Annotated in this window: 24 protein-coding genes; 11 read left to right on the top strand and 13 right to left on the bottom strand. The window is 65.8% G+C overall.

Annotated elements, in window-relative coordinates; translation table 11 throughout:
• Positions 1–10: 10 nt before the first annotated feature.
• Complete coding sequence (locus LDO41_RS17470; protein ID WP_223990390.1) at positions 11–1,654, top strand: methyl-accepting chemotaxis protein; 1,644 nt, start codon at positions 11–13, stop codon at positions 1,652–1,654.
• Here the strand turns inward: LDO41_RS17470 and LDO41_RS17465 are convergent.
• Positions 1,623–3,308: a GMC family oxidoreductase gene (locus LDO41_RS17465; RefSeq protein WP_223990388.1), complete on the bottom strand. Its 1,686-nt coding sequence runs from the start codon at positions 3,306–3,308 to the stop codon at positions 1,623–1,625. The genes LDO41_RS17470 and LDO41_RS17465 overlap by 32 nt on opposite strands.
• Before the next feature lie 203 nt (positions 3,309–3,511).
• On the opposite strand from LDO41_RS17465, the gene LDO41_RS17460 reads away from it, so the two are divergent.
• Positions 3,512–4,927: a coniferyl aldehyde dehydrogenase gene (locus LDO41_RS17460; protein WP_377741616.1), complete on the top strand. Its 1,416-nt coding sequence runs from the start codon at positions 3,512–3,514 to the stop codon at positions 4,925–4,927.
• A gap of 18 nt (positions 4,928–4,945) precedes the next feature.
• On the opposite strand, the gene LDO41_RS17455 is transcribed toward LDO41_RS17460, so the two are convergent.
• Both LDO41_RS17455 and metK read right to left on the bottom strand, forming a co-directional pair.
• The gene (locus LDO41_RS17455; protein WP_223990386.1) at positions 4,946–5,866 is read right to left on the bottom strand and encodes a Kdo hydroxylase family protein; all 921 of its coding nucleotides are present in this window, start codon (positions 5,864–5,866) and stop codon (positions 4,946–4,948) included.
• A 98-nt stretch (positions 5,867–5,964) separates the two neighbouring features.
• Positions 5,965–7,128 carry a methionine adenosyltransferase gene (gene metK / locus LDO41_RS17450; RefSeq protein ID WP_223990384.1) on the bottom strand — a complete coding sequence of 388 codons (1,164 nt, stop codon included), beginning with the start codon at positions 7,126–7,128 and terminating at the stop codon, positions 5,965–5,967.
• Between the two features lie 377 nt (positions 7,129–7,505).
• Between metK and LDO41_RS17445 the strand changes: the two genes are divergently transcribed.
• The 4 genes from LDO41_RS17445 to LDO41_RS17430 are packed head-to-tail and all read left to right on the top strand — an operon-like array spanning position 7,506 to position 11,033.
• Positions 7,506–8,399, top strand: coding sequence for a lysophospholipid acyltransferase family protein (locus tag LDO41_RS17445; protein ID WP_223990382.1), 894 nt, complete (start codon positions 7,506–7,508; stop codon positions 8,397–8,399).
• Entirely contained in the window at positions 8,396–9,289 is an 894-nt protein-coding gene (locus LDO41_RS17440) for a lipid A biosynthesis lauroyl acyltransferase (RefSeq protein WP_223990380.1), read from the top strand. The genes LDO41_RS17445 and LDO41_RS17440 overlap by 4 nt, the downstream gene beginning before the upstream one ends.
• An 18-nt stretch (positions 9,290–9,307) precedes the next feature.
• Positions 9,308–10,174 carry a diaminopimelate epimerase gene (gene dapF / locus LDO41_RS17435; protein ID WP_223990378.1) on the top strand — a complete coding sequence of 289 codons (867 nt, stop codon included), beginning with the start codon at positions 9,308–9,310 and terminating at the stop codon, positions 10,172–10,174.
• 49 nt (positions 10,175–10,223) lie between these two features.
• Positions 10,224–11,033 (top strand): polyphosphate kinase 2 family protein, encoded by an 810-nt coding sequence (locus LDO41_RS17430; protein WP_223990376.1) that lies wholly within the window; start codon positions 10,224–10,226, stop codon positions 11,031–11,033.
• Positions 11,034–11,085: 52 nt separating this feature from the next.
• Here LDO41_RS17430 and LDO41_RS17425 read toward each other — a convergent pair whose 3' ends face one another.
• The gene (locus LDO41_RS17425; RefSeq protein ID WP_377741615.1) at positions 11,086–12,516 is read right to left on the bottom strand and encodes a DUF3734 domain-containing protein; all 1,431 of its coding nucleotides are present in this window, start codon (positions 12,514–12,516) and stop codon (positions 11,086–11,088) included.
• 64 nt (positions 12,517–12,580) lie between these two features.
• A complete protein-coding gene (gene pyrE, locus LDO41_RS17420) occupies positions 12,581–13,294 on the bottom strand; it encodes an orotate phosphoribosyltransferase (RefSeq protein ID WP_223990374.1) in 714 nt (237 codons plus the stop codon).
• A 31-nt stretch (positions 13,295–13,325) separates the two neighbouring features.
• Between pyrE and LDO41_RS17415 the strand changes: the two genes are divergently transcribed.
• Positions 13,326–14,102, top strand: a complete 777-nt coding sequence (locus LDO41_RS17415) for an exodeoxyribonuclease III (protein WP_223990372.1) — start codon at positions 13,326–13,328, stop codon at positions 14,100–14,102.
• 129 nt (positions 14,103–14,231) lie between these two features.
• Positions 14,232–15,179 (top strand): N-acetyl-gamma-glutamyl-phosphate reductase, encoded by a 948-nt coding sequence (argC, locus tag LDO41_RS17410; protein WP_223990370.1) that lies wholly within the window; start codon positions 14,232–14,234, stop codon positions 15,177–15,179.
• Positions 15,180–15,253: 74 nt separating this feature from the next.
• On the opposite strand, the gene LDO41_RS17405 is transcribed toward argC, so the two are convergent.
• Entirely contained in the window at positions 15,254–16,177 is a 924-nt protein-coding gene (locus LDO41_RS17405; RefSeq protein ID WP_223990514.1) for a M48 family metallopeptidase, read from the bottom strand.
• A gap of 300 nt (positions 16,178–16,477) precedes the next feature.
• On the opposite strand from LDO41_RS17405, the gene LDO41_RS17400 reads away from it, so the two are divergent.
• Complete coding sequence (locus tag LDO41_RS17400) at positions 16,478–17,758, top strand: muropeptide transporter (RefSeq protein ID WP_223990368.1); 1,281 nt, start codon at positions 16,478–16,480, stop codon at positions 17,756–17,758.
• 4 nt (positions 17,759–17,762) lie between these two features.
• Here the strand turns inward: LDO41_RS17400 and LDO41_RS17395 are convergent, their stop codons facing one another.
• The 6 genes from LDO41_RS17395 to argB form a co-directional block, all read right to left on the bottom strand.
• Entirely contained in the window at positions 17,763–18,593 is an 831-nt protein-coding gene (locus LDO41_RS17395; RefSeq protein ID WP_223990366.1) for an acyl-CoA thioesterase, read from the bottom strand.
• Between the two features lie 66 nt (positions 18,594–18,659).
• The gene (gene metW / locus LDO41_RS17390) at positions 18,660–19,271 is read right to left on the bottom strand and encodes a methionine biosynthesis protein MetW (RefSeq protein ID WP_223990363.1); all 612 of its coding nucleotides are present in this window, start codon (positions 19,269–19,271) and stop codon (positions 18,660–18,662) included.
• The gene (gene metX, locus LDO41_RS17385; protein ID WP_223990361.1) at positions 19,268–20,449 is read right to left on the bottom strand and encodes a homoserine O-succinyltransferase MetX; all 1,182 of its coding nucleotides are present in this window, start codon (positions 20,447–20,449) and stop codon (positions 19,268–19,270) included. Before metX ends, metW begins: the two co-directional genes overlap by 4 nt.
• A 299-nt stretch (positions 20,450–20,748) precedes the next feature.
• The gene (slmA, locus tag LDO41_RS17380) at positions 20,749–21,429 is read right to left on the bottom strand and encodes a nucleoid occlusion factor SlmA (protein WP_223990358.1); all 681 of its coding nucleotides are present in this window, start codon (positions 21,427–21,429) and stop codon (positions 20,749–20,751) included.
• Positions 21,426–22,487, bottom strand: coding sequence for an HAD-IA family hydrolase (locus tag LDO41_RS17375; RefSeq protein WP_377741623.1), 1,062 nt, complete (start codon positions 22,485–22,487; stop codon positions 21,426–21,428). Before LDO41_RS17375 ends, slmA begins: the two co-directional genes overlap by 4 nt.
• A 94-nt stretch (positions 22,488–22,581) precedes the next feature.
• Positions 22,582–23,499, bottom strand: a complete 918-nt coding sequence (gene argB, locus LDO41_RS17370; protein WP_223990354.1) for an acetylglutamate kinase — start codon at positions 23,497–23,499, stop codon at positions 22,582–22,584.
• Positions 23,500–23,707: 208 nt separating this feature from the next.
• Between argB and LDO41_RS17365 the strand changes: the two genes are divergently transcribed.
• Positions 23,708–23,971 (top strand): cysteine-rich CWC family protein, encoded by a 264-nt coding sequence (locus LDO41_RS17365; RefSeq protein ID WP_223990352.1) that lies wholly within the window; start codon positions 23,708–23,710, stop codon positions 23,969–23,971.
• A gap of 24 nt (positions 23,972–23,995) precedes the next feature.
• Complete coding sequence (locus LDO41_RS17360) at positions 23,996–24,946, top strand: LysR family transcriptional regulator (protein ID WP_223990350.1); 951 nt, start codon at positions 23,996–23,998, stop codon at positions 24,944–24,946.
• Between the two features lie 37 nt (positions 24,947–24,983).
• Here the strand turns inward: LDO41_RS17360 and LDO41_RS17355 are convergent, their stop codons facing one another.
• Complete coding sequence (locus tag LDO41_RS17355; protein WP_223990348.1) at positions 24,984–25,469, bottom strand: copper chaperone PCu(A)C; 486 nt, start codon at positions 25,467–25,469, stop codon at positions 24,984–24,986.
• Positions 25,470–25,601 lie beyond the last annotated feature (132 nt).

Here is a 25,601-nt window from a genome sequence, read left to right as displayed (position 1 = left end):
TCAAAGCCCAATGAACCTCAGCAAACGTCTGCTTCTCACGCTATCCATCGCAATCCTTGCCCTGCTTTTTGTCGGGCTCGGTGGCATCTGGCAACTCAACCAATCCGAACAACGCTTCGAATATTTCAACGACAACACGCTGGCAAGCGTGCGACATCTGAACGAGGTCGTCGACGCGTTCAGCGATATGCGCGTGGCCTCACTGCAGCACGCCATGACCGACGATATCGTCGCCAAAGGCAACGCCGAGCAGAAGATCGGCGCGGCCGACAAGCGCTTCGACGAGGTACTCTCCCGCTACGAGCGCGACGACATCTCCGATGAGACCGATCGCAAGCTGCTGGCCGCCGATCGCGATGCCGCGAAGAGCTACCGCGCGGCGCGCGTGAAATTCCTCGACAAGTCCAACAACAATGACTACGCGGCCTCGCAGGAAATGGCGACCACGGGCGAGCTCAACACGAGCGCCACCGCGCTGCGCAAGGCCATCGACGAGCATCTGACCTACAACACGAAACTCGGTGCCGATGCCGTGGCGCAGAACGCGTCGCAGCATCGCTGGACCGTGCGCGTGTTCGTGCTCGTGATCGGGGTGTCCGCGCTGTTTCTCGCGTGGATGGCCATCACGCTGTACCGTCGCATTCATCAAAGCCTCAACGACATTCAGCGCACACTCGAGTACGTGAGCGAATCGCTCGACCTCGACCGCCGCGCGCATGTCGGCCGTCTCGACGAGATCGGCCTGACCGCGCAGGCGTTCAACGCGCTGATCGCGCGCGTGTCCCATGCCATGCGCGATGTGCGGCAGTCGAGCGAATCGGTAGGGGTCGCGGCGGCGCAGATCGCCGCCGGCAATACCGACCTCTCGGCGCGTACCGAGCAACAGGCCGCGTCGCTCGAGGAAACCGCGTCGAGCATGGAGGAGCTGACCACCACCGTGCGTCAGAACGCCGAAAACGCACGACAGGCCAATGCACTGGCCACCAGCGCCGCCGATGTCGCCGACACTGGCAGCCATGCGGTCAGCGAGATGGTCGGCACCATGGGCGAGATCAGCGGCAGTTCGACGCGCATCGCCGAGATCACGAGCCTGATCGAGGGCATCGCGTTCCAGACCAATATCCTCGCGCTCAACGCCGCCGTGGAAGCCGCGCGCGCGGGCGAGCAGGGACGCGGCTTTGCCGTGGTGGCGGGCGAGGTGCGCAGTCTCGCGCAACGCTCCTCCACGGCAGCCAAGGAGATCAAGGAGCTGATCGAAGCGTCGGTCACCACAGTCCAGACCGGCTCGGCGCAGGCGCAGCGGATGGGCACCACGATGGACGAGATCCGGCAGGCCGTGAAACGCGTGGCGGACATCATCGCGGAGATCTCGGCGGCGTCGCAGGAGCAGAGCGCCGGCATCGATCAGGTCAATCACGCGGTGGGCCAGATGGATCAGGTAACGCAGCAGAACGCGGCGCTGGTCGAAGAAGCCGCCGCGGCCGCGCAGTCGCTCGACGAGCAGGCCCGCCGGATGCGCGAGACCGTGGCGCAGTTCCAGATGCGGGATGGGAACGACTCCGGTGCTTACGGTGATGGCGACGGTGGCAACGCAAGCGGCACGCCGCCCGCGCGCCAACTCGTCAATCGGCTTCCGCGACCTCGCGGAGCCTGAGCATCACGCGTGGCGCGTAGCGGATGAGGTCGTGCGCGCGCTCGCCGATCATGATCGCGGGCGCATTCGTATTGCCGCCGACCAGCGTCGGCATGACCGACGCATCGACCACGCGCAACCCCTCCACGCCACGGACCCGCAACTGTGGGTCCACCACGGCCATCGCATCCATGCCCATGCGGCAGGTGCCCACCGGATGGTAGATGGTGTCCGCATGCGCGCGGATATGCGCGCGCGCGGCATCGTCATCGCTGCCATCCAGACGTAGCGCGCCGGAATAGAGTTCGCGGCCCCCAAAGCTCGCGAGCCGCGGCTGCGCAAAGATCTCGCGCACGATCTTGAGGCCCGTCAGCATGTCATCGAGATCCGCGGGATCCGACAGGTAGTGCGGATCGATGCGCGGCGCCTCGCGCATGTCGGCGGCGCGCAGTCGCACCTCGCCGCGGCTGCGCGGACGCAGCACGCATACGTGGCACGAATAGCCATGGCCGAGATTGATGTGGCGCATATGATCGTCCGCCATACCCACCACGAAATGCAGTTGCAGATCCGGCTCGGCCAGATTCGGATGACTGCGCACAAAGCCGCCCGCCTCCGCGAAGTTGGAGGTGAGCATGCCCGAGCGTTCCTGCCGATAACGGCGCATCTCGCCCATCATCCGGCCAATGGCCCGGAACGACACGCCGAACAGATCGGTAGTCGCCACGCGCTTGTGCATGGCGATATCGACGTGATCCTGCAGATTGGCACCCACACCCGGCAAGTCATGCACGAGCGCAATGCCATGCTCGCGCAGATGCGCGGCAGGACCGACGCCGGACGCCATCAGTAGTTGCGGCGAGCCAAACGTGCCGGCCGCGACGATCACCTCGCGGCGCGCGCGCAGCACATGCTCGCGGCCGTCCTGCAGCACCACCACGCCCACCGCGCGGCGGCCCTCGAACAGGATGCGCCGCACCTGCGTATCGGTCAGCACGTGCAGATGCGAGCGGCCGCCGTTATGTGCGCGGTCCGCGACGTTGCCGCCATGCAGGTAAGCGCGCGCGGCATTCCAGCGTTCGCCGTCGTGCTGGGTCACCTGATACCAACCCACACCTTCCTGCTCCACGCCATTGAAATCGTCATTGCGCAGATGGCCGGCCTGCTCGGCGGCCTCGATGAAATGCGCACCGAACGGATTCGGCGTACGCAGATCGCTCACGTGCAGCGGACCGGTACCGCCGTGGATCGGATCGTCGTCGTGTCCGGCCACGCGCTCGTTGCATTCCGCGCGACGGAAATACGGCAGCACGTCGTCCCAGGCCCAGCCGTCGCAACCCGCGCTGGCCCAGTCGTCGTAGTCGGTCGGGCGTCCGCGCGTGTAGACCATGGCATTGATCGACGAGCTTCCGCCGAGGCCACGCCCGCGCGGCTGATAGCCGCGGCGGCCATCGAGGCCAGCCTGCGGTACGGTTTCAAAGCCGTAGTTGCGCGCGCCCGCGCGCGGCAGAATCGCGGCGGCGGCGGCCGGCATGCGCACCAGTGCGTGATGGTCGTGCCCGCCGGCCTCGATCAGCGCGATGGTGTCGCGACCGCTGTCGGCCAGGCGGCCGGCCAGCGCGCAGCCCGCCGAACCGGCGCCCACGACGAGATAGTCAAAACTGGTGGTGTCCATCCGTCCCCTCGTGTGTTATCGGGTCGGCCCCGTGGAGCGCTGCCAAGGTGCCAGGTCACGAAAATCCAGTGTAGGCGCTTGGCCGAACGCGGTGAAGACGCCAAACGGACTACCGCGGCCGTCGGCGTTTGGTAGCGCGCCTCCATTGTTATTGGGCGGCGGCTGACTTATGGTGTCGGGCTGGATGCGATAGGAATCCTCTCATGATAAGAGAACTGCCCGCCACGCCGTCACTGTCGTCACAGTTCGATGCGATGCGTGCCGCGTCGCGCCACGACCAGTACCCGGACTGGTCCGTGCGCGCGGATCGGCTACGGCGGCTGCGCGCGCTGGTGCTCGATCACCAGCCGGCGCTGGCGGAAGCCATCGATGCGGATTTCACCCAGCGTCCGCGCCAGGAAACCGCGCTGCTCGAAGTCTTTCCCAGCATCGCGGGCATCGATGATGCACTGCGGCATGGCAAGCGCTGGATGCGGCCGCGGCGCGCGCACACGGGGCTATGGTTCCTGCCCGGTCGCTCGCGGCTGGTGCCTCAGCCGCTCGGTGTCATCGGCATCGTGGTGCCGTGGAACTATCCGCTGTATCTGGCCATGGGGCCGCTGGTGGGCGCGCTCGTCGCGGGCAATCGCGCGATGATCAAGCTGTCGGAGTACACGCCCCGCTTCGCGGCGTTGTTCGAGGCCCTGATCCATCGCGCATTCGCGCCGGACGAGGTGGCCGTGATCAACGGCGATGCCGACGTGGCACGGCAGTTCTGCACACTGCCGTTCGATCATCTGCTGTTCACGGGATCTACCGCGGTAGGGCACGAGGTCATGCGCGCGGCCGCCACCCATCTGACGCCGGTGACGCTTGAACTCGGCGGCAAGTCGCCGGCGATCATCGGTCCCGATGCCGATCTCGAGCACGCGGTGGAGCGCATTCTCGTGGGCAAACTCGTCAATGCGGGGCAGACGTGCATCGCGCCCGATTACGTGCTGGTGCCGAATGCGCAGCGCGAACGCTTCGTGCACGCCGCCGTGCGCTGCGTGGCGCGGCTCTATCCCGACCTCGCGCGTAATGGCGACTACACGAGCATCATCAGCGCGCGGCATTTCGCGCGGCTGCAATCGATGGTGAGTGCGGCGGAGGCCGCCGGCGCGCAACGTGTCGCGCTCAGCGACGCCGCGCCGGACGCGCAGGCCCGGCGCTTTCCGCCCGAGCTGCTGCTCGACGTACCCGACGATGCAATGGCCATGCAGGAGGAGATCTTCGGTCCGGTGCTACCGGTCGTCGGCTACGACACGCTCGATGCGGCCATCGGGTACGTGAACGCGCGACCGCGACCGCTCGCGCTGTACGTATTCGACCGCCGCCGCGCGCACGTCGACGCCGTCACGCAGCAGACCGTGGCCGGTGGCGTCACCGTCAACGACACGCTGTTCCATATCGCCCAGGACGATCTGCCCTTCGGTGGCGTCGGTGCCAGCGGCATGGGTGTCTATCACGGCGCGGCAGGCTTCGAGACCTTCTCGAAGCTCAAGCCGGTGTTTCTGCAAGCGCGCCTGAACGGCGCGGGCCTGCTCAAGCCGCCCTACGGCAAGCGTTTCGAGGCCATGCTGAAGCTGCTGATCCGATAGACGACTGGCCGTGCGGCGTTAAGCCGCCACCATGGGCCGCCCCAGCATGCGCGAGAGCACGGCTTCGGGCGAATGGGTGTGGTCGCCGATCGCCTTCGGATCCAGGTAGATCGTCTGCTCCATCATCGCCTTGCCGCGCAGCGCCGCGTGCAGCAACTGATCGCTGAACACGATCCACGTGGCGCCCGGCGGGAACTGGAACTCCTGCTGCGGCACGGTCTTCTGGTAGTCGAGATCGGCCTTGGCGAGGTCGTGCAACTGCAGCATGCGGTGGTCGTACTCCGAGCGCAGTCGCTTGGTGACATGCAGCTGCTTCATCAGCCATGCCTGACCGGGCCACATGCCGTGCGTCTTCGGCACGAAGCGCGCGGCGAAGTCGGCGAACGGCTCACCCACGCGCCATACGCGCGGCGCCTGCGGGTCGATGTTGTGAAACACGCGCAGCAACCGCTTGCCGAGCATCGGATTCGACGGGAACGAGTCCACGTGCAGGCGCGTGTCGTCCTTGCGCCAGCTGACCGGACGCCCGGCGATCTCGCTCGGGCGCAGCGACGTGCCCGCGCGCACCATGTGCGGCGCGTACTCGGGAAACAGGGAATGGATCAGCGCCTCGCTGGACTCCGCGTAGCGCTTGATCAGCGCATGGATGTCGGCGAGGTCCTGCGCGCTGCCCGCGGCACCGCGCACCGCATCCTCGTTCGGACGCAGATTGATGTTCTTGGACTTGCCATCCGACCAACGGCTGTCGAGGAAGCGCTCCTCGCCGGGCTGGAAACGGAAATGGAGATCGGGGAAATACAGCACCGCCCCCTGCTCGAGCTCACGGCGCAGTTGCGCGCGCGTTTCGGCACTGACGGCTGGGGCCCAGTCGGTATAGGGCTGCGTGCGGATCAGGTCCAGACCACCGGTGGTGGTCTGTGCGGGCGTGGCGACGGTCATGGCGAACTCGAAGACAGAAGTTGCCCGGATTCTACTACCGTCGCCGGCTACCTCGGCATCGCACCCCTCTCCCGTGCGGGAGAGGGGCGGTACGGCAATTACAGACCGGCGGCAGCGCGCAGGATAGCGGCCTTGTCGGTCGCTTCCCACGAGAACTCCGGCTCTTCGCGGCCAAAGTGGCCGTAGGCGGCGGTCTTCTGGTAGATCGGACGCAGCAGGTCCAGCATCTGCACGATGCCCTTCGGACGCAGGTCGAAGTGCTCCTGCACGAGCTCGGCGATCTTTTCGTCCGAGATCTTGCCGGTGCCTTCGGTGTACACGGTCACGTTGATCGGGCGGGCCACGCCAATGGCGTAGCTCACCTGCACCTGGCACTGACGCGCAATGCCGGCGGCCACGATGTTCTTGGCCACGTAGCGCGCGGCATAGGCGGCCGAGCGGTCAACCTTCGACGGATCCTTGCCCGAAAACGCACCGCCGCCGTGCGGCGAAGCACCGCCGTACGTGTCGACGATGATCTTGCGGCCGGTCAGGCCGCAATCGCCTTGCGGGCCACCGATCACGAAACGGCCGGTCGGGTTCACCAGGTACTTGGTTTCCTTGAGCATGCTGGCCGGAATCACGGGCTTGATGATCTCTTCGATCACCGCTTCGCGAATCTGGTCCTGCGTCACGTCCGGGTGATGCTGGGTCGACAGCACCACGGTGTCCACGCTGTGCGGACGACCATCGACGTAGCGCACGGTCACCTGCGACTTGGCGTCGGGACGCAGCCACGACAGGCGGCCATCGCGGCGCAGTTGCGACTGGCGCTCGACCAGGCGGTGCGAATAGTAGATCGGGAACGGCATCAGTTCGGGCGTCTCGTCGCACGCATAGCCGAACATCAGGCCCTGGTCACCGGCACCCTGGTTCAGGTAGTCGTCCGAAGCGCGGTCAACACCCTGGGCGATATCCGGCGACTGCTTGTCGTAGGCGACCAGCACGGCGCAACCCTTGTAGTCGATACCGTAGTCGGTGTTGTCGTAACCGATGCGCTTGATGGTGTCGCGTGCGACCTGGATGTAGTCGACGTTCGCGGACGTCGTGATCTCGCCAGCCAGCACCACGAGGCCGGTGTTGCACAGCGTTTCGGCGGCCACGCGCGCGTACTTGTCCTGCGCGAGAATCGCGTCGAGGACGGCGTCCGAAATCTGATCAGCGACTTTGTCGGGATGGCCTTCGGAAACCGATTCCGAAGTAAAGAGGAAGTCGTTTGCCACGAGATGTATCTCCAGGGTTGGCAGGTTGCTATTGCGTGCCAGCCTTGGAAACAATGCGGCGACGCTTTAGCGGTATTTAACGGCTTTGGCATGCGGTTCATGTAGACCCGGATGCCACCGTATCGCCCCGCAAGTTGTCAGTTAACTCGGCGATAGGCGGTATTATACGCGCCTGCTGGCGCCAATGCAGTGCGCCAATGGAACCGGCCGCACATGACCCTTTCGCCGACTCGCCTCGGCAGTGGGCCAAAACCGGTGCCATCCCCTTATTTGCCTTGTTTTATGGATCTTCCCGGCCTTCCGAGGTGGTCGGGGGGTAGTCGGCGACTTCGGTCGGCGCCTCCCCCCACGATCCGGATATTGCCCCTTTCGGCATCATGACTTTTCTCTTCTGGCTGATTTCCCGCTTGCCCCTGCGCGTGCTCCACGCCATCGGCGGTGCCTTGGGGCTGCTGGTGGCGCGCCTGCCCGGCCGCTACGGCCGCCGACTCAAGGAAAACTTCCTGCACGCGTATCCGGATGCGACCGAGGCACAACTCGCGGAAGCCGCGCGCTCCACCGGTCGCATGATCGTCGAGATGCCGTATTTCTGGAGCCGCAAGCGCATCACCGTGCCCCTGCTCGACTTTGACGAAGGCTGGGCCGAGGTGGTGCGACTTCAGTCGCGCGGCAAGGGCGTGATCATCCTGACGCCACATTTCGGCTGCTTTGAGGTGCTGCCGCAGTCGCTCGCCTCCCTGCGCCCGCTGACCGCACTCTTCAAGCCTCCACATCAGCCGTGGCTGCGCGACTTCGTCGAGCGTATGCGCACACGTCCCAACCTCGCCATGGCGCCCGCCAATCCGCGTGGCGTACGTATGCTGGTCAAGGCGCTGCGTCGGGGCGAGCCAATCGGCATTCTGCCGGACCAGGTGCCGAGCGGCGGAGAAGGCACATGGGCACCTTTTTTCGGCAAGCCCGCCTACACCATGACGCTCGTGCACCGTCTGCAACAGATGAGCGGCGCGCCGGTCATTATCGTCACGGCCGAGCGGCTGCCGCGGGGTGGCGGCTACCGCAATCATCTGCGCGTGGTGTGCGACGGCATGCTGCCCGAAGATCCATCGGCCGCCGCGGCCATCATCAACGCGTCTATCGAGGAGGTGATCTCGGTGGCGCCGACGCAGTATCTGTGGGGCTACAACCGCTACAAGACCCCGGCTGGCGCGGGCAAGCCAGACGAGGTCGCCAGCGCCGCCACGGCATCAACGCCTACAGAAACCCATTCATGAGTCGCCTCTTTACCTGGTTGGGCATCGCGTTCCTGACGCTGCTCGGCAAACTGCCCTACCCGCTCGTCGCCCGCTTCGGCGAGGGGCTCGGCGGCCTGCTCCACAAGCTGCCGCACGGCCGCCGGAAGGTGGTCGAGGCCAATCTGCGCCTGTGCTTCCCGGACAAGACCGAGGCCGAGATCGCCGCGATGTCGCGCGACGTGTTCCGCAACATCTTCCGCAGCTTCGCCGAACGCGGCATCTTCTGGACCGGCAGCGAGGCGCAGATGCGCCGATGGGTGCAGATCGACGATCAGGCGGACCTTGTCGCGCTCGACGGCACGCCGCACATTCTGGTGACGATGCACTTGTCGGGCGTGGAGGCTGGCGCGATCCGGCTGACCATCCATCTGCGCGATCACGTCGGCCGCTCGGGCGCATCGCTCTACACGAAGCAGAAGAACGCACTGTTCGACGACTTCCTCAAGCATGCGCGCGGACGCTTTGGCGCCAACATGATCTCTCGCAACGACAGCGCGCGCGAGATCCTGCGCAGCCTGAAGAAGGGCGAAGCGCTGCAGCTGATCTCCGATATGGACTTCGGCGAGCGCGACTCCGAATTCGTGCCGTTCTTTGGCGTGGAAGCGCTGACGCTGAATGTGGTGTCGCGGCTTGCGCGGCTGACCGGCGCCAAGGTGGTACCGATCTACACCGAGATGCTGCCTGACTATCAGGGCTACGTGCTGCATATCCTGCCGGCGTGGGAGAACTATCCCGGTGCCAGCGTGACCGAGGACACGCGTCGCATGAACGCGTTCTTCGAGGATGCGATCCGCCCGCGCGTGACCGAGTACTACTGGGTCCACAAGCGCTTCAAGCATCGCCCCGAGGGCGAGCCGGAAATTTACTGAGACAGTAGAATGACGGGCATGAAACTCCAGTTCACCAAGATGCACGGCGCCGGCAACGACTTCGTCGTGCTGGACGGCATCAACCAGAAGCTCGACCTGACCGAGGCCCAGTGGCGCGCGCTCGCGAGCCGGCATTTCGGCATTGGCGCGGACCAGATCCTGATCGTCGAGCCCTCCACGCGCGACGATGTCGATTTCCGCTACCGCATCTTCAATTCGGATGGCGGCGAAGTGGAGCACTGCGGCAACGGCGCCCGCTGTTTCGTGCGTTTCGTCACCGACAAGGGCATGACGGACAAGCGCTCGGTGCGCGTCGAGGTGATGAACGGCGTGATCACGCTCACGCTGCAGGACGATGGCCAGGTCACCGTGGACATGGGTGCCCCCGAGCTGGTGCCCGCGCGCGTGCCGTTCCTCGCCGAGGGCGTGGCGACGCGCACCGAAGGCGACGACACGCTGTTCGGGCTCGAGATCAATGGCCGCACGGCGTGGTTGTCGGTGGTCTCGATGGGCAATCCGCATGCGGTGCAGGTCGTGGACGACGTCGAAACGTTCCCGGTGCTGCAGGACGGCCCCGTGATCGAGCATCACGCCACGTTTCCGAAGCGCGTCAACGCGGGCTTTATGCGCATCGTCGATCGCCACACGATCGATCTGCGCGTGTTCGAGCGCGGCGCCGGCGAGACGCTGGCCTGCGGCACGGGCGCATGCGCGGCCGTGGTGGCCGGCATTCGGCGCGGCCTGCTGGACTCTCCGGTCAAGGTCAACACACATGGTGGCGCGCTGAGCATCGCGTGGGATGGCGCGGAACAGCCGGTACGCATGACCGGTCCGGCCACGACCGTGTTCGAAGGGACCATTGACCTGACGACCCTGCCGGCCTGACCATAGGGGCGCCGCCACGGGTTGCCGTGGCCTCTGATGGAGCGCCCCGATGCCGCTGGACGATTTCCGCATTACCTCTGGCAAGTCATTCCGCCTTGCCGATCATGCCGCCGACAGCAAGCCGCTGTCGCGTGGCGACAAGACCGCCGACCTCGAACGCCTGACCGAGCTGTCCGAATGGCTCGACACCCAGCAGGACATCTTCTACGCGCAACACAACCGCAAGCTGCTTGTGGTCCTGCAGGGCATGGACACCAGCGGCAAGGACGGGACCGTGCGCGGCGTGTTCCGCAGCTTCGATCCCCTTGGCCTGCGCGTGGTCAGTTTCAAGGCGCCGACCGCCGAGGAACTTGCGCGCGACTACCTGTGGCGCGTGCACGCGCAGGTGCCCCGGCTAGGCGAAATCGCGGTGTTCAATCGCAGCCACTATGAGGACGTGCTGATCACGCGCGTGCACGGGTGGATCGATGAAGACGAATGCGAACGGCGCTACAAGCAGATCCGCGCGTTCGAGACGCTGCTGACCGGAACCGGCACCACGATCGTGAAGTGCTTCCTCCATATATCGAAGGGCGAGCAGAAGGCACGACTGGAGTCGCGCCTGGCCGATCCGCAGAAACACTGGAAGTTCGATCCGAAGGACCTCGAGGAGCGGCAGTACTGGAAGGACTACGAGGTCGCCTACGAGGCGGCGATCGCGGCCACCAGCACGCCCGAATGCCCGTGGTACATCGTGCCGGCCGACTCGAAGACCCATCGCAACCTGATGGTCGCCGAGATCCTGGCCGACGTGTTCAAACGGCTCAAGCCCGAGTACCCGCCGCCCAACCCGGAACTCGCCAAGCTGAAGGTGACCTGAGGGTGACCTGAGGGTGACCTGAGGGCGAGCTGAACGCAACTGGCGCGCGCGCTCAGTCTTCCCCGTTGCCGCGATGCACGTCGTGCGTCACGAACGGATGATCGGGCCCGGGAATCGCCAGCCAGTGCGGATGCTTGAGCGTGTCGCGGATATCGTCGAGCCCGCTGGCCCAGTGCTCGTGCATGGTCAGCGCGCCGAACTGGTAGTCCTTCGAGCTGCCCTCGAACGACTTGTCGCGATAGATCAGCTGGATCACGTTGCGGCGCGCGTCGCAGGCGTGATCGGCCGCCTTGCGGTAGGCCGGATCATCGCGCTTCGACGGCGGCACCAGCGTCATCAGCTCGCTGAGCATGCGCCGGTAGTTCTGCTGCTCGCGCATGACGTCGGTGATCGCGCGCGTGCGGCTCGAATACTGGATGTCCTTCTGACGCTCGGCCACGTCGAGCAGGCTGTGCGGCAGCTTGCCACGCGCGCTCCACAGGTCCACCTGAAAGATCAGCGCATCGCGCCGCGGCTGCGCGGTCAGCACCTCCTGCAGCGGCGTGTTCGAGACGAGGCCACCGTCCCAGTAGTACTCACCATCGATCTCGACGGCCGGAAAGCCCGGCGGCAACGCGCCCGACGCCATGAAATGCTCGGGGCGCAGCCGCGTGCGCGTGTTGTCGAAGTACGCGAAATTGCCGGTGCGCACATTGACCGCGCCTACCGAGACGCGCATCTCGTGCGGACGGTTGAGCCGGTCGAAATCGGCAAAGCGTTCGAGCGTGGCCTTTAGTGGCGAGGTGTCGTAGTAGCTGGCGTTACCGGCATCGGCGCCGCGATTCCATACGTCCATCAGCGAGCGCGGCGTGAAGAAGCCGCGCTGCCCCTCTACCAGCGCTCGTGCCGCGTGGATGCTGTCGAACCAGATGCGCATGGGCTCGGGCCAGTTCGGCGCAGCCTCGGTCAGCATGTCTACCGGCAATCCCGGCAACCACGGCTGCTGGCAGATGTACTCCCAGAACGCGCGCAGCTGCGCCACACGGGTCTCGGGTGGGTTGCCGGCGATGATCGCCGCGTTGAGCGCGCCAATCGAGATGCCGGCGATCCAGTTCGGATGGATGCCGCCTTCGGACAGGCCCTGATATACGCCAGCCTGATAGGCACCAAGCGCGCCACCGCCCTGCAGCACAAGCGCGCGCACGGCATAGGAATCGTGCGCGGGGCCGTGGCCGGGACGGGCTTCGGGCGCGCAATGCTCGGGCGGGAGATCATCGGCCTTGCCGTTGCGCGCGCGGGCAGTCTTGGCCCCCGCGCCCGTGCCCGCGCCTTTGCCCACTTTCGCCCGGGCCTTGGCCGCGGCGGTTTTGGCCGGTGCTCTTGCCGAGGTAGTTTTCTTCGCCGGTGCCAGCATGGCTGGCGACGCGGAATCCTGCGGGGCAGGCCCCTGCTCGCCGACTTCCCGCTCGACCGCCGCTACCTGTTTCTGCCGCTTGTCCGCCACGCGCTGCTCCCCATGCTGTCAGAACCCGAACCGCCCCGGGCCCGTGGCCCGGGCGGGAAAGTCGTCAGACGCCGTAGCGCTGACGATATGCCGCAACCGCCTCGCGATGCGTGCCGAGCGAGCCATCCTGCGAGGCATCGAGATACGCGAGCAGATCCTTGAGGCTCGCGATCGCGATCACCGGCACGCCGTATTCGCGCTGCACATCCTGCACGGCCGAATGCGTGCCGATATTGTCCGCCGTCCCGCTCTTTTCCATACGGTCGAGCGCGATCAGCACGGCGGCCGGCTCGGCCCCCGCGGCACGAATCATCTGCATCGACTCGCGCACCGAGGTGCCCGCCGAGATCACGTCGTCGATGATCACCACCTTGCCGCTCAGCTTGGCGCCGACCAGCGTGCCGCCCTCGCCGTGGTCCTTGGCTTCCTTGCGGTTGTAGGCAAAGCCCACATCGCGGCCCATGCCGGCAAGCGCCACCGCGGTGGCGGAGGCGAGCGTGATGCCCTTGTACGCTGGCCCGAACAGCACGTCGAACTGCACGCCCGAAGCCAGCAGGGTTTTCGCATAGAATTGCGCCACCTGACCGAGCATCGCCCCCTGATTGAACAGGCCAGCGTTGAAGAAATACGGTGACTTGCGACCTGCCTTGGTCACGAACTCGCCGAAGGACAGCACGCCCGCGTCGAGCGCGAAGCGAATGAAGGTCTGGCTCAGGTCAGCCGTCAGGTCGGCCGTCATGTCGCCTGTCGTGTCGCCGGGGGTCGTCTGCTGCGTCATCTTTTCTCTCTGAATACTAAAATTTCCCGAGATGTTACGGATTATCAGCGCCAACCTCAACGGCATCCGCTCCGCCTCCAAGAAAGGCTTCTTCGACTGGATGGGCAAGCAGGACGCGGACATGGTCTGCGTGCAGGAGCTCAAGGCCCAGGCCGCCGACATGACCGACGCCTTTCTGGCCCCGCACGGCTATCACGGCTTTTTCCACTATGCCGAGAAGAAAGGGTACAGCGGCGTCGGCCTCTACACCCGTCACAAGCCCGAACGCGTCATCACCGGCTTCGGCAACCCCGAATTCGACAATGAGGGCCGTTACGTCGAGGTGCAGTATCCGCACCTTGCGGTAATTTCGGTCTACGTGCCATCCGGCTCCAGTTCAGAGGACCGCCAGCTCGCCAAGTTCCGCTTCATGGAGGCGTTTCTGCCCCACCTGCTGCAATTGAAGGCCAGCGGCCGCGAGATCGTACTGTGTGGCGACGTGAACATCGCCCACAAGGAAATCGACATCAAGAACTGGAAGGGCAACCTCAAGAACTCCGGTTTCCTGCCCGAGGAACGCGCGTGGATCGGCGCGCTGTTCGACAGCCACGGCTACGTCGACGTGTTCCGCCAGCTCGACCCACGCCCCGAGCAGTACACGTGGTGGAGCAACCGCGGGCAGGCCTACGCCAAGAACGTCGGCTGGCGCATCGACTATCACCTGACCACGTCGAAGATCGCCGCCACCGCCAAGGCCTGCGCGATCTACAAGGACGAGAAATTCAGCGATCACGCGCCGTTGTCGATCGATTACGACTACCCCCTGTAGTCTGGCAAAGCGCCGGTTGCGGCACTGCCGCGCCGGCCGCCTGCCGTGACGCGCACGGGCAAACCCGGACAGCTGTCACGCAACCTCGTTACAATGCGGGTTCCTCGCATTTTTCAGAGTGAGACCGCCATGGTTTTCAAAGTGTTCGTCGATGGTCAGGAAGGCACCACCGGTCTCCGGCTGCTCGACTATCTCTCGGGTCGCTCCGATGTGGAGCTGCTGCGCATTGCCGATGACAAGCGCAAGGATCCGGCAGAACGCGCACGCTTCCTCAATGCGGCGGACGTCGCATTCCTGTGCCTGCCCGACGTGGCGTCGCGCGAAGCCGTGTCGCTGGTGACCAATCCGAATACCTGCGTGATCGACGCCAGCACGGCGTTCCGTACCTCGGACGATTGGGCCTACGGCCTGCCAGAACTCACGCGCGGCCAGCGCGAGAAGGTGCGCGCGAGCAAGCGCATCGCCGTGCCGGGCTGCCACGCGAGCGCGTTCATCCTGGCCGTGCGTCCGCTGGTCGAAGCCGGCCTGCTGCCGCGCGACTATCCGGTCACGGCGTTCTCGCTGACCGGTTACAGCGGCGGCGGCAAGAAGATGATTGCCGAGTTCGAAGCCGGCGGTAACCCGAAGCTTCAGAGCCCGCGTCCGTACGCACTCGGCCTTGCGCACAAGCACCTGCCCGAGATGCGCGTACAGGGCGGCCTGTCGCAGGCGCCGATCTTCAACCCGATCGTCGGCAACTTCCTCAAGGGTCTGGCGGTGACGGTGCCGGTATTCCCGGCGCTGCTGTCGCGCAAGGCCGATGCCGAGGCCATCCTCGACATCTACCGCAAGCACTATGAAGGCGAGCAGTTTGTGCGCGTGCATCCGTTCAACAGCGACGCCAACCTCGACGAGGGCTTCTTCGACGTGCAGGCGAGCAACGACACCAACCGGGTCGATCTGTTCGTGTTCGGCAACGGCGAGCAGCTGAACCTGATCGCGCGCCTCGACAACCTGGGCAAGGGTGCGGCCGGTGCGGCGGTGCAATGCATGAACGTGCATGTCGGTGCCGACGAGGCGACTGGCCTGAACGCGTAAGTCTGTGTTGCCCTAGGAAAAAACGCCGGTTCGTCCGGCGTTTTTTTGTTTTGCGTCCACTTTGACGCGTCGTCTTATTTCTGCGGTGCCGCGCCCGCCGGCGCCTTCTTGAGCGGGTGCATGCGGTCCTCGTCGCCCTCGTCCACCGGCGCATCGCCGAGGTTGGTCATGTTGGTGTGATGCTCGGGCAGCATCTCCATCGGCATGTCCATCGAGCGCGCGTAGAGCCGCAACGCCTCCTTCATATGCTTTTCCAGTACCGCGATACGACTACGGCCGGACGGGTGCGTGGACAGCATCTCCTCGCCGGGATCGAGCATCGTGCCCATCTTGCGCCAGAGCGTGATCGACGCGCGCGGGTCATAGCCAGCGCGCGACGCCATGTCGAGCCCGATCAGGTCCGCTTCGGTCTCCTCCAGCCGCGAGAACTTCAGCGTGATCAGCCGCGCGCTGTTGCCGATATCCATATTGCCGAGGTTGCCGAAGCCCGTGAGCTGCGACATCACGTTGGCGCCCAGATTGGTGATCTCCGCCTGCGCCGCGCGCTGCCGCGCGTGCTCCTCGAGCGCGTGCGAGATCTCGTGTCCCATCACCATCGCGATCTCGTCGTCGGTCAGCTTGAGCTTGTCGATCAGGCCCGAGTAGAACGCCACCTTGCCGCCTGGCATGCAGAACGCGTTGATCTGGCTGGAATGGATCAGGTTGATCTCCCACTGCCACTTGGCGGCGGCGGGATTCCAGCGCAGCGTCTCCGGCAGCAGACGCTTGCCGATCGCGCGCAGCCGCTGCAGTTGCGGGTCGTGGTCGGCCGCCAGCGCGTGGCGCACGATCGCTTCCTGCTTGATCTGTTCGTACTCGCGCGCGGCCTGCTGCTCGATCATGTCCGGCGGCACGATCTCGCGAATGCGCGACTTGCGCAGTTCCACGGACACGCCGGGGTCGCCCGGCATCGTGGCTGCAGGCGGCACCGCCACGCCTGAGGCGGGGCCCGACTGCATCTGCGGCACCGGTGGCTCGGCGGGCACGGCCGGGGCCGTCGGCGTCGACAAGGCCGGGGCTGGGCCACCCTGCGCGCGCACCGGTCCCGTCCATGGCGCGGACCACGCCAATAGCGCGCTCAGAACAGCAGCGAGCCGCCACCGGCGGTGCGGCCACGGGCGTTGCGATGAGCGGACAAACACGGCGGTGTAGCGGGTCACGGTGCGTGATCGGTTGGGGAAATGGGGGCGGTGCGCAGGCGTGGTGCAATAATACACGGCAGTCCCGCCAGCGCTCACTCCCCTCGCCCGCGCCTATTCATGACGTTTCAAGCCTACCTCGACATTTTTCGCAATCGCCGGATTGGCGCCATGCTCACGCTCGGTTTTGCCTCGGGGCTGCCATTGGCGCTCACGTCGGGCACGTTGCAGGCATGGATGACCGTCGAGGGCCTCGACATCAAGACCATCGCGTTCTTCTCGCTGGTCGGCCAGGCCTATATCTTCAAGTTCCTGTGGGCACCGCTGATGGACCGCTTTACGCCGCCGATGCTCGGGCGGCGCCGCGGCTGGCTGATGCTGACGCAGATCGCGCTGGTGGCGAGCATCGCCGCCATGGCGTTCTGTCCGCCACACGAGGCGCTGTGGACACTGGCCGCGCTGGCGACGCTCGTCGCATTTCTGTCGGCGTCGCAGGACATCGTGTTCGACGCGTACAGCACCGACGTACTGCGTACCTCGGAGCGCGGCGCCGGGGCCGCGGTCAAGGTGCTCGGCTATCGGCTCGCGATGATCGTCTCGGGCGGACTGGCACTCTATCTGGCCGATCGCGTGATGGGCTGGCCGCAGATGTACCTGCTGATGGCGGCGCTGATGGGCGTGGGCCTGCTGACGCTGCCGTGGGCGCCGGAGCCCGATGCACCAGCGCGCGCGCCGCGCACGATCGAGGCTGCGATCGTCGGCCCGCTGCGCGATTTCTTCTCGCGCCAGGGCGCGTGGTGGCTGCTGCTGCTGATCGTGCTCTACAAGCTCGGCGACGCGTTCGCGGGCAGCCTGTCGACGACCTTCCTGATCCGGGGTCTGGGTTTCGATCCGGGCCAGGTCGGCATCGTCAACAAGACGCTCGGCCTCGCCGCGACGATCATCGGCGCGCTGTTCGGCGGTTCGCTGATGGTGCGCCTCGGGCTGTATCGCTCGCTGATGGTGTTTGGTGTGCTACAGGCGGTGTCGAACCTCGGCTACTGGATGCTCGCGGTCACGCCGCCGCATCTGTGGACCATGGGCGCGACCATCGCGGTGGAAAACCTGTGTGGGGGCATGGGCACGGCCGCGTTCGTCGCGCTGCTGATGACGCTGTGCAACCGCTCGTTCTCGGCCACGCAGTACGCGCTGCTGTCCGCGCTGGCCTCGATCGGCCGCGTCTATGTGGGGCCAACTTCGGGCTATATGGTCGAAGCCTGGGGCTGGGCGCCGTTCTACCTGTCCACGGTGGTCGCCGCCATGCCCGGCGTGGTGCTGCTCTGGGCAATGCGCGGCACCGTCCATCGCTACGAAGCGCAGGCGCGCGAGCCGGACGCCGCCGCGGTGGCGCGCCCGGCCTGACGAACTATTCCTTGTAATAAACGATCTGGTGCGAGGTGGCGAGCAATTCGCCGGCCGCGCTCCAGACCTGCGCGGTCTGGTCGAAGAAGCCCTGCCGGAACACCTGTGCGCGCGCGCAGCCCAGCACGTGCTGATCGCCGAGCGCGGCGAGCGTGGCCGCATCGGCATGGAAATACGTGGTCAGCGACACCGTGCCGGCCGGCACAAAGCCCGCGCGCTTGAGAAAGATGCGCGGATAGAAGCTGTCGCACCATGACGCGATGGCGGCATAGTCAGGCGTGCGCGCGGGCGCATCGCGCAGCCAGAACTCGGTGATGCTGTCCGGATGTTCGGTGCCGGGCGTGGTGCCCGGCTTGGCGCCGCGCACCGCGCGTATGTCGTAGGCCGACAGCCACTTCACCGGCGCAAACCCCTTGATCGACGGCAGCGTTTCGGCCGCGGGCACCTCGGGCATCACGGCCTCGGGCGAGTTCCACGTGTCGCGCCGCACCGCGAAGACCGCGCTGCCGGTGGTGGTCACCGCGCCGTTCTGCCGTACCGTCAGCGTCCAATGCTGCGTCGAGCGGTTGGTGCGCGACGGTACCGCCTCGATCTCGAACGGACCCTCGGCGATCGGCCCCGCGAAGTTCACGGTCAGCGCGATCGGATCTCCGAGTCGTTCGGGGTGCTGCAGCGCAGCCTGCAGCATCGTGGCCGCAGTGATGCCCCCGAACGGGCCGATCATGTTCCAGTAGTTGGGCGTGGTACGGCCGTCGAAGCGATGTTCGCCGACGGGCACCAGCTGCAGCGCGTCGTCGAAGGGGTGAAGATCAGGCGAAGAAGACGATGAGGACATGAAAAAGCACGCTCGTTCGATAATGTTTCGAACGATAGGACCTGCGTGCGCTTTCGTCAATCAGGATCACACCGCGCAGACGCGGTAGACCGCCAGGCTGCCGCGCCAGTTGCCGCCCCAGTTGACCGTCACGCCCTCGTGCATGACCACGCGATCGACCACGCGCAGGCCGACCTTCGGCGCCAGCGCCTCGAAGTCGCTGATGGTCAGCACGCGCACATTCGGCGTGTTGTACCACTGGTAGGGCAGCGCTTCGGACACCGGCATGCGCCCGCGGAACACCGACAGGCGGTGCGGCCAGTAGCCGAAGTTCGGGAACGAGACGATGCATTCGCGGCCCACGCGCAGCGTGTCGCGCAACACCTGCGCGGTGTTGTGGATGGTCTGCAGCGTCTGCGACAGGATGACCGTGTCGAAGCTCTTGTCCTCGAACAGCGCCAGGCCGCCTTCGAGATTCTGCTGAATCACGTGCACGCCCTTCTGCGCACAGGCCAGCACGCCTTCGTCGCGAATCTCGATGCCGTAGGCCTGCACGCCCAGTTCGCGCTGCAGGACTTGCAGCAGGCTGCCGTCGCCGCAGCCGGCGTCCAGCACGGTGGAGTCGGGTTCGATCCAGCGCGCGATCGCGCGAAAGTCCGGGCGCAGCGCCAGCACGTCGGGAAAGGATGCGGCGTTCATGCGCCAATCTCCTGGGCAATGCGGTCGTAGTACGCGCGCATGAGGTTGTGATAGCGCGGATCGTCGAGCAGGAACGCATCGTGTCCGTGCGGCGCCTCGATCTCGGCGTACGTCACCGGACGCTTGTTGTCGAGCAGCGCCTTGACCAGTTCGCGGCTGCGGCTCGGCGCAAAGCGCCAGTCGGTGGTGAAGCTCGCCACGAGGAAGCTCGCCTGCGTGTTGGCCATCGCGCGCTTCAGGTCGCCGCCAAACGCCAGCGCGGGATCGAAATAGTCGAGCGCGCGCGTGATCAGCAGATAGGTGTTGGCGTCGAAGTACTCGGCGAACTTGTCGCCCTGATAGCGCAGGTAGCTCTCCACCTGGAACTCGACGTCGAACGAGAAGCGAATGTCTTCGGCCTTCAGCGAGCGCCCGAATTTCTCGGCCATATCCTCGTCCGACAGATACGTGATGTGCCCGATCATGCGAGCCACGCGCAGGCCGCGCTTGGGCTTGACGTTGTGCGCGTAGTAATTGCCGCCGTGGAAGTCAGGATCGGAAAGGATCGCACTGCGCGCGACCTCGTTGAACGCGATGTTCTGCGCCGACAGCTTGGGCGTGGAGGCCACCACGATGCAGTGCCGCAGCCGCTCCGGATACTTGAGGCTCCATGCCAGCGCCTGCATGCCGCCGAGGCTGCCGCCCATCACCGCCGCGAACTGCGCGATGCCGAAGGCATCGGCCACGCGCGCCTGCGCATCGACCCAATCCTCGACGGTCACCACCGGGAACAGCGCGCCATATGGCGTGCCCGTGGCGGGATTGACGCTCATCGGGCCGGTCGAGCCAAAGCACGAGCCAAGGTTGTTCACGCCGATCACGAAGAAGCGGTCGGTATCGAGCGGCTTGCCCGGACCGACCATGTTGTCCCACCAGCCCACATCGCGCGGATCGTCGGCATAGACGCCGGCCACGTGGTGCGAGGCGTTGAGCGCGTGGCACACCAGCACGGCGTTCGTGCGCGCGGCGTTGAGCGTGCCGTAGGTTTCCACCATCAGGTCGTAGCCGGCGAGCTGACTGCCATTGCGCATCTTCAGCGGTTCGGCGAAATGCATGCGCTGCGGCGTGACGATGCCCACGGAATCGTTCGGCGTCTCAGGGGTACTCAACACTGCGGCAGGGGGAGCAACATCGGTCATGGAGCGGGCCCGTTGGTGACAGGCATGAAAAAACCCGACTGGCGATGCGTCATTGCAACGCGGCCAAATCGGGTCTTATCGCGGAGTTCCGCGCGGTCGATACGGAGCCTCGACCAACCTCTTTAGCCGCATTTATATTGGCGACAGAGGTGACAAGAATGCCTGGAACCCCTGCTGCCGCGCGCCCGCAAGCCAGTCTTCAAATCGGCGCGACACGGCGATTATAGTGCAAGTCCCGGCGGCAGGTCGTCGGGCCCCTTTTTAGCTACGCAGTTAGCCGCGCAGTTCAGCCACGCAGTTCAGCCAAGCAGCACGCGCAGCTGGCCGTCGATGTATTCGCCGGGCAGCTTGCGGAAGCCGCTCTTGGCATAGCGGTGCCATTGCCCCTGCACGCTCGCCATGATCAGCGCCGCGCGCACCGTGATATCGGCGTCGCCGGGGAATGCCCCCTGCGTGACGGCAACCTTCAGGCATTGACGCAGCGAGGCCTCGATGCGATCGACCATCTGGTTGATCCGCTCCTGCAGCCGCTCGTGTTCGCCGACCAGTGCCTCGCCGGTCAACACGCGCGTCATACCCGGATTCTTCTCGGCGAACGACAGCAGCATGCGTACCACCGCCTGCGTCTGGCGCAGGCCATGCTCTTCCTGCAGCGTGATCTGGTTCACGAGGCCGAACACGGTCTGCTCGATAAACGCGATCAGGCCCTCGAACATCTGCGCCTTGCTCGCGAAATGACGGTACAGCGCTGCCTCGGATACGGACAGGCGCGCGGCCAGCGCCGCGGTCGTGATCTTTTCCCCGCGCGGGTGCTCGAGCATGCCGGCCAGCGTCTGCAGAATCTGGATGCGGCGCTCGCCCGGACGCGGCCGCTTGCGTGCGACCGCGGCGTCCGCGCCCAGCTCCGGCTCGACCAGTCCGACGCTTCCAGCCTGGCTTGTCGCTGGGCTCCCCGATTCTTGTGCGATGGTTTGATTCATGACCCGATACCTTTTGCTTGTTTTATGAGTTGATTCAGTGATTGTACTTTTATGTTCACAAAACGTGGACGGTTGACCACCCGAGCGTGCATTCGGGGCGCCGAATCGGGCTGGGACTGTGGCGCGCGGACATCGCCGCCGCCCGCGCCGGGCGCCTGCCATCCCCCGTTCGGGGGTTGCCCGCCGGTACTGGCGGCATCGGGCGGCACCGCTTCCGGTGGCACCTGACTTTCCGCGGCCACCAGCGTGACCGCGCGTTCCTGGGTCGCATGCGTCGCGTGCCGGGCGTCTTCCTCGGCGATCGTCGCGCGGATGGCCGCGTCGTCATTGGCGGCCGGCACCGGCACCAGGTGCGGACGCGACGGTGCGAGCGTGCGCAGATGGCCGGTGATCCAGGCGGTACGGATGCCCGTCCCGGCGTAATGCTTGAGATGCGACACCGTGTCCTCCACCAGCACCGCGCGATGCGCCGGCACACGCGCCCGCGCGAGCCAGTGGCGCAGCATGCGCCGGTCCGGTTTCGGCCGCAGATGCCCGTGCACCCACATGTCTTCCACGGCAATCACCCGCTCGAAGCAGCGATCGATGCCGGCGATGGCCATGACCGCGCGCGCGTAGTCGCGCGGCGCGTTGGTGACCAAAATCTTGCGGCCCGGCAGGCGGCGCAGATGCGCGACCACGCCACGCTGCACCCGCACCATGTTGACGAGCTCGGGAAACTCGTGGGCGGCGCGCAGGAAGTCATCGGGATCGACACCATGATGTCGGATCATACCCAGCAATGTCGCGCCGTACCGTTGCCAATATTCAACACGCACACGACTGGCGGTGGCGGCGTCAGTGTCCAGGACGCGCGCGACGTACTCGGTCATCAGCCGGTTGATGGCCGGAAAGATCGCGTGGGAGGCGTCGTGCAGCGTGTTGTCGAGGTCGAACAGCCACACGATGGGACCGGACAGATTGCCGGCGGGGCGGCGCACAATGCGGCCGGCGAGGCGTTTGCCGGCAAGCGGCGTCCGCACGGGGGCGCGGCGCGAGATCGGTTGTCTGGAGTGCACGCCGGGGCAAGTGGGGAAATCGGGTTCGGAGGGATGGGGCGCCAAAGCCGGTGGGCGGCGCCGCGCGCCCACCCACCGTCATGGCATGGCCCGCTCAGTGCGAGCGGATCAGCGTGCCGAACGCCTGTTCGGTCAGGATTTCGAGCAGCAGCGAATGCTCGATGCGGCCGTCGATGATGTGCACCGAGTTCACGCCGCTCTTGGCGGCGTCGAGCGCCGACGAGATCTTGGGCAGCATGCCGCCCGAGATGGTGCCGTCCGCGAACAGTTCCTCGATCTCGCGCGCGGACAGATCAGTCAGCAGATTGCCCTTCTTGTCCATCACGCCCGGGATGTTGGTCATCATGACCAGCTTCTCGGCCTTGAGGATTTCGGCCATCTTGCCCGCGACCACGTCCGCGTTGATGTTGTAGGCCTGCCCGTCGTCGGAGAAACCGATCGGCGAGATCACCGGAATGAACGCGTCGTCCTGCAGCGCGCGCACCACGGCCGGGTTGATCGCCTCGATGTCGCCCACATAACCGATATCGAGGAATGCGCCGGGCTTCTCGCGGTCCGGCATCTGCAGGCGCTTGGCGCGGATCAGGCCGCCGTCCTTGCCGGTCAGGCCCACGGCCTGGCCGCCGTACTGGTTGATCAGCATCACGATGTCCTGCTGGACCTCGCCGCCGAGCACCCACTCCACGACCTCCATGGTTTCCTCGTCGGTCACGCGCATGCCCTGCACGAACGTGCCGACCTTGCCGATCTTGCGCAGCGCGTCATCGATCTGCGGACCGCCGCCGTGCACGACCACCGGGTTCATGCCCACGAGCTTCAGCAGGATCACGTCGCGCGCGAAGCCGTGCTTGAGCTTCTCCTCGGTCATCGCGTTGCCGCCGTACTTGACCACGATGGTCTTGCCGTGGAACTTGCGGATATAGGGCAGCGCCTCGGCCAGAATCTCGGCCTTGAGCGCAGGCGCGATGGAGGTGATCGAGGTGGAGGCAGGCCCAGGTTGGTCGTCGGTCATGGCTGGAGGACTTGAGTGTTTCAACAGGTATGATGATTGCCGGTACGCGCGCAGTGTAAAGATCACCCACGAGATCACCCACGTGACTCATGTGATATTTCCGCTGCTTTTGCAGCAACGCACCGTGGCAGGCGCCGATTTTAAAACAAGTTGACGTCCGCTCAACAACAATCGAAAACGATCGCGCTCGTACGACAAATCGACACGCATGATGGATCCTGCTGACGGCCCCGCTCATGGCCCTGATGGTGACCCCGTGGACGACCCGCGAGCCAGCCGCTGCAGCCAGTGCGGCGCGGCGTTTGTATGTGGCTACGTGGCCGGCCTGTCCGAATGCTGGTGCGCGCAGCAGCCGTTCCTGCCTGCCACCGATATCGTGCCCGACCAGCTTTGCCTGTGCCCCGATTGCCTGCGTCAGAAGAAAACAACGCTGGCAAATCGTCAGGACGAATGTCAGAATCGCGTGAAATAGACTCGACATTCGTCCGACGAATAAATGAATAGCCTGCGCGGTATCGATCTCAACCTGCTCGTGGTACTCGAGGCATTGCTCGCGGAACGCCATATCTCGCGTGCGGCGCTGCGGCTGCAACTGAGCCAGCCCGCCGTGAGCCATTCGCTCGGCCGGCTGCGCCAGTTGCTCGACGACCAGCTGCTGGTGCGCGGTCAGGGCGGTCTGGTACTGACGCCGCGCGCGCACGAACTGGCGGCGCCGCTGGCGGAGGCACTGGCGCAGGTGCGCATCCTGCTCGGCCCCACCGGTTTCCAGCCGTCCACCGCGCGGCGCACCTTCCGGCTCGCGATGTCGGATTACGGCGCGCTCGTGGTGCTGCCGCATCTGCTGCGCGCGCTGCGCAAGGCCGCGCCCAATGTCGATCTGACGGTGTCGCAGGCCAGCCGCGAAGCGATGACCGCGCAGGTGGCCGATGGCGAAGTGGATCTGGCGCTCGGCGTGTTCGCGTATCGGCCCGAGGACGTGCGCGAGACGCCGCTGTTCGACGATGGCTATGCCTGCGTGGTGGATGCGGCGACCGTGCGTGACAGCGGCCGGCTCGATCAGGTGGCTTATCTCGCGCGTTCGCACGTGGCGGTGGCCAACGCCAGCGAGCGTATGGATGCGATCGATACGGCCGTGGCAAAACTTGGTGGCCGGCGCAAGATTGCCTGCACCGTGCCGCACTGGAGCGTGGCGCCGGCGTTGATCACGGGGACCAACCTCGTACTGACCACCGTGCGCAGTACGCTCGCGGCGATCGCGGACGACGCGCGCTACGCGATCTTCGCGCCGCCGTTCACGCTGCCCGACTTCAGCTGCGGCATGCTGTGGCATGCGCGCGCGGAGGCGGATCCCGGCCACGCATGGCTGCGTGAGCGCGTGCAGCAGGCCGCTGCGGTCGCGGCCGATATGCCGCGCGCGGCGGAGGCGCCGATCAGCCTGCGCGGCTGAACATGGCGCAGGCTGCGGGCCACTCAGCCCCGCCGCATCAATGCTTGTGTTCGCCGCCGGCCGGCGCGCCCGACTGCGCCGTCAGATCGCGCACCTCGGCGGTCACGCGTTGCTCGACGACCTTGCCGCCCTGCTCGATCTTGAGCGTCAGCGGCACCTTGTCGCCAGCCTTGAGCTGGGACTTCAGGTCCATCAGCATCACGTGATAGCCGCCGGGCTTGAGTTCGACGTTCTGCATCTTCGGCAGATCGAGCGAGCCGATCTGGCGCATGCGCATTACGTTGTTTTCCATCTTCATCTCGTGCAATTCGGCGGTGCCGACCGACGACGACACGCCGACGAGCTTGGCGGCTTCATGCGCATGGAGCGTCATGAACGCGCCCGAAGCGGTCTGCGCGGGCACGGTACCGCGCACCCAGACGTTGCTGACATCGACCTGCGCGAAGGCGGCACCGCTGGCGAACAATGCGGTGGCAGCCAGCGCGTGCATCGCGGCGGCGCGGAAAGAGCCTTTGACTTGCATCTTGTACGTCTCCAGGGAAAGCAGAGATTAGACCACGGTCGCACACACGACGTGGAACCGCGTAGTCTGGCAGCGCGCCGCATGCGCCAGAATGCGGCACGGTGTCGCATCCGCCAGCGCGGGGCGATGGCA

Origin of the sequence: Cupriavidus pampae (assembly GCF_914271485.1) — a bacterium.
In the GTDB taxonomy this organism is placed as follows: domain Bacteria; phylum Pseudomonadota; class Gammaproteobacteria; order Burkholderiales; family Burkholderiaceae; genus Cupriavidus; species Cupriavidus pampae.
This window is presented reverse-complemented; position numbering and strand designations above follow the sequence as displayed.